General features: G+C 71.3%; 6 protein-coding genes. 5 read left to right on the top strand and 1 reads right to left on the bottom strand.

The annotated features are described in order from the left end of the window. A partial coding sequence (locus EET13_RS30165) for a PGRS repeat-containing protein (RefSeq protein ID WP_342212272.1) occupies window positions 1–920 on the top strand: 920 nt, incomplete at its 5' end. 7 nt (window positions 921–927) lie between these two features. On the opposite strand, the gene EET13_RS03720 is transcribed toward EET13_RS30165, so the two are convergent. Beyond that, window positions 928–1,647, bottom strand: a complete 720-nt coding sequence (locus EET13_RS03720; RefSeq protein ID WP_211189021.1) for a FadR/GntR family transcriptional regulator — start codon at window positions 1,645–1,647, stop codon at window positions 928–930. 71 nt (window positions 1,648–1,718) lie between these two features. Between EET13_RS03720 and EET13_RS03715 the strand changes: the two genes are divergently transcribed. From EET13_RS03715 to EET13_RS03700, 4 genes are all read left to right on the top strand, one after another. Continuing rightward, window positions 1,719–2,678, top strand: coding sequence for a hypothetical protein (locus EET13_RS03715; RefSeq protein ID WP_122441032.1), 960 nt, complete (start codon window positions 1,719–1,721; stop codon window positions 2,676–2,678). After that, window positions 2,675–3,004 carry a hypothetical protein gene (locus tag EET13_RS03710; RefSeq protein ID WP_122441031.1) on the top strand — a complete coding sequence of 110 codons (330 nt, stop codon included), beginning with the start codon at window positions 2,675–2,677 and terminating at the stop codon, window positions 3,002–3,004. Before EET13_RS03715 ends, EET13_RS03710 begins: the two co-directional genes overlap by 4 nt. Continuing rightward, window positions 3,001–4,881, top strand: coding sequence for a GMC family oxidoreductase N-terminal domain-containing protein (locus EET13_RS03705; protein WP_122441030.1), 1,881 nt, complete (start codon window positions 3,001–3,003; stop codon window positions 4,879–4,881). Before EET13_RS03710 ends, EET13_RS03705 begins: the two co-directional genes overlap by 4 nt. Before the next feature lie 109 nt (window positions 4,882–4,990). Next, window positions 4,991–6,469 (top strand): PE family protein (locus tag EET13_RS03700; RefSeq protein WP_136623098.1); only part of this gene is annotated, 1,479 nt, incomplete at its 3' end.

Here is a 6,469-nt window from a genome sequence, read left to right as displayed (position 1 = left end):
CCGGCGGCAGCGCCGGCAACCTCGCCGGCAACGGCGCCGACGGTGGGACCGGTGGGGCCGGCGGGTTGCTGTTCGGCGACGGCGGTGCCGGCGGCGGCGCCGGCGTCGGATTCAACGGCTTGCCCGCAGCCGGCGGCGCCGGCGGCAATGCGGGCTTTGTGATCGGCAATGCCGGCGACGGTGGATTCGGCTTTTCCGGTGGGGCTGCCGGCAAGGCCGGGGTGCTGATCGGCAACGGCGGTGACGGGGGCCGCGACACCGGACAGTCCGGCACGAGCGCCGGGTTCCTCTACGGCAATGGCGGAGCCGGCGCGAACAGCCTGGCGCCCGGCGTCGCCGGTGGCAATGGCGGCAACGCCGGGCTGATCGGCCACGGCGGCGCCGGCGGCCGGGGCGGAAATCTTGCCGTTGGCGTCGGCACCGCGGGCGGCGGTGGCAACGGCGGCGACGGCGGGCTGCTGTACGGAAACGCCGGTGGCGGCGGCAACGGCGGAGCCGCAGGCGGCGTCGGGGGAATAGGGGGCGCCGGCGGCAGCGGCGGCAATGCCATCGGCCTGTTTGGCAGCGGCGGCGCCGGCGGGTTCGGCGGCAACGGCACGGGAGCACCCGGCTCCGGCGGGGCCGGTGGGGCCGGCGGCTACGCCCAGGGATTCGGCGACGGCGGGGCCGGCGGGGCCGGCGGCAATGGAGCAAACTTCGTCGGGAATGGTGGGGCGGGCGGCGACGCCAGGTTCATCGGCAACGCCGGCAACGGCGGTAACGCCGGGACGGGCGGCGCGTTCGACGCCACCGGCGGTGGCGGCGGCAACGCGGCCCTCATCGGCAACGGCGGAAATGGAGGCAAAGGCTGGGGGCAGGGACCGGGCGGCACGGGCGGCACCGGCGGCCTGCTATTCGGCCAGTACGGGAAAAACGGCTAGCACACAGTTAAGTCGCTTGCCCTTTGACGTACGACACGATCATGCGCAGCGCGCTGGCCCGCAGATAGGCCTCGACGGCCGCGCCGGCGCCGGATTGGCGCGCCAGCACCGCGTCGGTGATGGCGAGCAGGCCGGCCAGCACCGGTTCGGCATCGTCGTAGGCCCCGGTCAACTCGTGCTCCCGGCCACCGAAGGCGTGCTCGACCCAGCGATACAGCAAACCCAATGCGCGGTTTTGGGTGCTGTGGATGAGCACCCGGAAATAGGCGAGGTCGGCCGACTGCCGCAAGGCTGCACTATCGGCCTCCCGCACGGCCGCCAGTGCCTCGCGTAATGCCTGGGCATCGCCGAGGGTGTGCCGCTCCGCGGCGAGGCGGCCTATCACCGGGCCCAACGCCGCACGGATCTCCAACAGCTCGGCAAGGAAATCCGGACCGAGTTTGCGTACCAGCGCCTCGACCACGGCGGGATGGGTGAGCCCCGCGGGATCCCGGACCACACTGCCGCTGCCGTGTCGGACCTCGATCAGGCCCATCTGCTGCAGGCGTGCCAGCCCCTGCCGCAAGGACGTGCGGTTGACACCGAACTGCGTGGCCAGGTCACGTTCCGGCGGAAGCGTCGAGCCCGGCGGGAAGACCCCGTCCAGGATGGCGTCCGCGATCGACGCCGCGATCTGTTCATCGACGCGCTGGCGGTCCGGCGGCTGAAAGGTACTTGACTGGTTCATTGGCTCAACCAATATAGTGGACGAAGTCAACCCGTTGACAGTCCAGGCCAGAAGGACCGGAGGTGGAACCAGTGGACGACGAATTGCGCTCGGCCGTAGCCCCGCGCTGGCGAGGGAAGGCCGGACGCCTGGAAGTCTGGTATGCCACCTTGTCCGATCCGGTGACGCGGTCTGGCTTGTGGGTGCACTGCGAAACGGTGGCTCCGACAACCGGTTCGCCGTACGCACACGGCTGGGTGACCTGGTTTCCGTCGAAGGGCGCACCGCGCACCGAGCGTTTCGGGCCGACGCCGGCTCAGCCCGCGGACGGCTCGGCATGGTTCGATGCCGCGGGCGCCCGGGTGGCACCCGGCAAACTCACCGGGCGGGCGGGATCACTGGCCTGGGACCTGACCTGGAAGGACCCCGGCGCGCCGCTGTGGACATTTCCCCGGGCGGCGTGGGAACGCGAGTTACTGCCGGGCGCACAAGTGGTGCTCGCCCCGACCGCCGCCTTCACCGGCTCGTTGACCGTGGATTCTGAGGGCGGCACCACCCATCCCGTCGCCGGCTGGCGCGGCGGCGTCGCACACATCTACGGGCATGGCAACGCCATGCGCTGGGGCTGGATTCACGCCGACCTCGGCGGCGGCGACGTGGTGGAGGCCGTCACCGCGGTGTCGCACAAGCCGGGGCTGCGCCGGCTTGCGCCACTGGCGTTCGTTCGCTTCCGCATCGACGGACAGGACTGGCCCACCAGCCCGTTACCGTCACTGCGGATGCGCACCACGCTCGGTGTGCAGCACTGGCAGCTGGAGGGGCGCATCGGCGGTCGCCACGTGCTCATCCGGGTCGATCAGCCCCCGGACAAGTGCGTGAGTCTGCAATACACCGACCCGGACGGGGGCCGGGCGGTGTGCACCAACACCGAACAGGCCGACATCCATGTCGAAGTCGACGACCGGCGTTGGTCGGTGTTGGGCATCGGTCATGCCGAAGTCGGGTTGCGCGGAGCCGACGCACCCGCCGTCAACGAAAGGACCCCGTCATGAGCTTCCTCCTGGACCCCCCGCTGCTGTTTGCCTGCGGCGCGCTCATCGAGCGCAAGGTTCCCCAAGACCGTCGCGATATCGCCGAAGCCGCCGTTCTCGGTGTCTTCTTCGCAGGATCGTTCGGCCTCTACAACAACGTGCCCGGACTGGGGTTCCTGTGGCGGCCGTTCCGTGCCCGCAACGGCCGCGACTTCATGTGGAACAGCGGCGTTTTCGCCGTCGAGACCGACGAGGCGGCATGGCCGCTGCACGCGGCCGCCGGCGGCATCTTCGGGACCTATCCCTTCTTCATCAAACTTGGCCGACGGCTCGGACGCCGGCGATGAGCCGGCTGGCGGATCGGGCCGTGGCCGCGTTCGGCACGGCGTTGCTACCACCCGAGCACGGTGGTCCAACACCGGCTCAGTTCGTCGAACGCGTCGGGCGCTACACGGAGCAACTGCCACCGATGCACCGGTCGGCGGTCCGTGCCGGGGTGTTGTCGATGGCGGCCGCGAGCTACCTCACCACGGGACGGTCGTTGTCGCGACTGAGTCCGGCGCAGCGGGCCCGGGTGCTGGGCCGCGTTGCCGCCGTCGGCCCCGATATGGGTGCCGCGGTAGAGGGCCTGAAAGCGATCATGCTGCTCGCCAACGGCGCCGACAGCTACGCGCAAGAGTTGCTGGCCAGGGCGCAGGAGCACGATCCGGCGCGCCCGGATGCGGTGCTGACCGTCACCGCGTCGACGGATAGCGCTTCGGTCATCACCACGGACGTCGTGGTCATCGGTTCCGGGGCCGGCGGCGCCATGGCCGCGCGTACTTTGGCAACGGCCGGCGCCGGCGTCGTCGTACTCGAAGAGGGGCGGCGCTGGACGGTCGCGGAATTCCGTAACACCCACCCGATCGACCGCTATGCCGGCCTATACCGCGGCGCCGGGGCCACTATCGCGCTGGGCCGCCCGTCGGTGGTGCTGCCGATGGGCCGGGCGGTCGGGGGCACCACCGTCGTCAACTCCGGCACATGCTTTCGGCCACCCGATGCCGTGCAACGTCGCTGGCGCGACGGATTCGGGCTGGGCCTGGCTGACCCGGACCGGCTGGCCGGTTACCTCGACGAGGTGGAGCGCACGCTGCAGGTCGCACCCGCACCGCGCGATGTCATCGGCCGCAACGGCAACCTGCTGCTCGAGGCTGCCACGTCGCTGGGCTGGCGGGCCGCACCGATCCCGCGCAATGCGCCAGGCTGCGAAGGTTGTTGCCAATGCGCGATCGGCTGCCCGGGCAATGCGAAGTTCGGTGTACACCTCAACGCACTGCCGCAGGCGTGTGCGGCCGGCGCGCGAATCGTTTCCCACGCGCGTGTGGAGCGGGTGCTGCACCAACACGGACGTGCCCGCGGGGTGCGCGCCCGCCGGCCCGACGGCACCGCGATCGACGTGCTGGCCGACATCGTCGTCGTCGCCGCCGGTGCCACCGAGACGCCGATGTTGCTGTGGCGCAGTGGTCTTGGCGGCCATCCCCGGCTCGGCCGGAACCTGGCGCTGCATCCGGCGACGATGCTTGCCGGACGCTTCGATGACGACGTCTACGCCTGGCGCGGTGTGCTGCAAAGCGCGGCGGTCCACGAGTTCCACGAATCCGACGGGGTCCTGGTCGAGGCGACGGCCACGCCGCCGGGCATGGGCTCGATGGTCTTTCCCGGCTACGGCACCGAACTGCTCGGCTGGCTGGACCGGGCGCCCCAAGTCGCCACCTTCGGCGCGATGGTCGCCGACCAGGGTGTGGGATCGGTGCGGCCGCTGCGCGGGGAGGCGCTGGTGCGCTACGAGATTGACCGCGCCGACATCGCCAAGCTTCGCGTTGCCATGGAGACCATCGGCCGTCTGCTTTTCGCCGCCGGAGCGGTCGAGGTGCTCACCGGGGTGCCTGGCGCGGGCAGCGTGACGTCGCCCGCCGCGCTGCAGGATGTGCTGCGCCGCGTCGACCCGCGTGGCCTGCACCTGGCGGCGTTCCATCCGATCGGGACCGCGGCCGCCGGCGCCGACCCGCAGATCTGTCCCGTCGACCCGAGCGGCCGGCTACGCGGCATCGACGGCGTGTGGGTTGCCGACGCATCGATCCTGCCCAGCTGCCCGGAGGTAAACCCGCAGGTGTCGATCATGGCGATGGCGCTGGCAGTGGCCGACCAGACCGTCGCCAGCCGCAACACGCCAACAGCATGAGCTAAAGAGCGCCAGCCAGCGCATTTCACGTTCTCCCAACAACTACCAAAAGCGCATTGCGGACAGTGAGATCCGGCGGCCACTAAGGCAGTGTTGGGAGGAACAAGTCATGTCATTCGTGATTGCGATGCCCGACGTTGTGGCGTCGGCATCAGGAGACTTGATCGGCATCGGCTCGGCGATCAGCTCGGCCAACGCGGCCGCTGCCGCCCCCACGGCCGGGTTGGCAGCGGCCGCCGGCGATGAAGTGTCGGCGGCCGTGGCCGCACTGTTCAACGCACACGCTCGCGAATACCAGGAGCTCAGCGCTCGGGTAGCACTGTTTCATGACCAGTTCGTGCGCACGCTGCAGGCGGGCATGAACTCCTATGCGACCGCCGAGACCGCCAACGCCGGCCAGCAGTTGCTCGACGTGGTCAACGCACCCGCGCGGGCACTGCTGGGACGCCCCCTGATCGGCAACGGCTACGACGCAGCGCCCGGTACCGGGCAGGCCGGTGAAGCCGGCGGCTTGTTGTTCGGCAACGGCGGCAACGGCGCCTCCGGTGCGCCCGGACAGCCCGGCGGCGCCGGCGGCGACGCGGGATTCCTCGGCAGCGGCGGGACCGGAGGCACCGGCGGCATCGGTGCCCGCGGCGGAAACGGCGGAGCCGGCGGGTGGCTGCTAGGCAACGGCGGCGCGGGCGGAACCGGGGGGATCGGCGCCACCGGCGGCAATGGCGGCAACGCCTACTTCTTCGGCGACGGCGGAGCCGGCGGGCGCGGCGGCACCGGACTCGGCGGCGCCAACGGCCTCAGCCCAACCGGGACCGGCACCGCCACCACCGGCCAGGCCGGCCTAGAAGCATCGGGAACCAATACCTCTTTGACTGCTTTGCCCGGCGAGGAGGGTAGCCCCGGGGGTACCGGTATAAAGGGCGGCACGGGAGAGGCCGGCGGCAACACCACAGTCACACTTCACGATCAGGCCGATTTTGCATTGTATTCCGCCGTCGGCGGTGATGGGGGCGCCGGGGGTCCTGGCCCCAACGGTGGCGACGGTGGCGCTGGCGGCAACGCGAAGGTTATACCTGATCCGCTAAATCCCGCCGGACTTGCAATCCAGGGTCTGGCCCAAGGTGGTCAGGGTGGACACGGCGCCGACGGTGGTGCGCCCGGCGGCGCGGGTGGCGCCGGCGGCCCCGGCGGCGAAGCCACGGTTTCCACCCGTCGCGTTGCGACGGTCTTCGGCGGGACCGGCGGCGGTGGTGGCAACGGCGCTGCTGGCGATTTATCCGGCGGTACCGGCGGCACCGGGGGTGCCGGCGGCAACGGCGGACACGGCGGGATGTTAATCGGCAACGGTGGCGCAGGCGGCACCGGCGGCGCGGGCGGCGCCGGCGGCTACGGCATGTCGGGGGGTGGGGGCGGAGCCGGCGGCGATGGCGGAATGGCATCGGCTGCCACCGGTGCCGGCACTGCGGGCAATGCCGGCGACGGCGGCGACGGCGCGGACGCTACGACGTCCGGGGGCCACGGCGGCAACGGCGGTACCGGCGGGATCGGGGGCAATGGCGGGCTGTTCGGCAATGGCGGCGCGGCCGGCGAT

The organism is Mycobacterium attenuatum (assembly GCF_900566085.1).
Classification (GTDB): Bacteria; Actinomycetota; Actinomycetes; order Mycobacteriales; family Mycobacteriaceae; genus Mycobacterium; species Mycobacterium attenuatum.
The sequence above is the reverse complement of the archived record's forward strand: the minus strand, read 5'-3'. Positions and strand labels throughout refer to the sequence as shown.

What these genes read in the sequence shown, in the direction of transcription:
- EET13_RS03720 (WP_211189021.1), bottom strand. Translation starts at nt 1,647, where the DNA reads ATGAACCAGTCAAGTACCTTTCAGCCGCCGGACCGCCAGCGCGTCGAT.
- EET13_RS03705 (WP_122441030.1), top strand. Translation starts at nt 3,001, where the DNA reads ATGAGCCGGCTGGCGGATCGGGCCGTGGCCGCGTTCGGCACGGCGTTG.
- EET13_RS03710 (WP_122441031.1), top strand. Translation starts at nt 2,675, where the DNA reads ATGAGCTTCCTCCTGGACCCCCCGCTGCTGTTTGCCTGCGGCGCGCTC.